This is a genomic window from uncultured Kordia sp. (assembly GCF_947489565.1).
GTDB lineage: Bacteria > Bacteroidota > Bacteroidia > Flavobacteriales > Flavobacteriaceae > Kordia.
This window is the reverse complement of sequence record NZ_CANLEA010000061.1, coordinates 1-416: the sequence shown is the minus strand read 5'-3', so window position 1 is coordinate 416 and position 416 is coordinate 1. Positions and strand designations below refer to the sequence as shown.

At 44.5% G+C, this 416-nt stretch carries 1 pseudogene; it reads left to right on the top strand.

Annotated elements, in window-relative coordinates:
• Nucleotides 1-416, top strand: a pseudogene (locus Q0845_RS27725) (hypothetical protein); the annotation flags it as partial.

Genomic DNA, 416 nt, shown 5'->3' with positions numbered 1-416 from the left:
ACTGACGGAGACGAGGCAAACGATGGAACAAATCCAAACGATCCATGTGATTTTGTAGCAGCGAACCAAACAGTAACAGTTGATGCATCATGGAACGATCTAGACTGTGATAATGACGGATTGACCAATGAAGAAGAAGTAACAGGAGTAGATGACCCAACAACACCAGCAGATCCAAACGGAAACACTACTGATCCACAAGATCCAGACACAGATGGAGACGGCGTAACCGATGGAATAGAAGCAGTAGATGGAACTGATCCAAACGATCCATGTTTATATGAAGCATCAAGTCAAGACATCACTGCAGTAGAAGCAGCATGGAACGACTTAGATTGCGACAATGACGGATTAAACAACGGAGAAGAAACTACAGGCGTAGACGATCCAACAACACCAGCCGATCCAAATGGTAA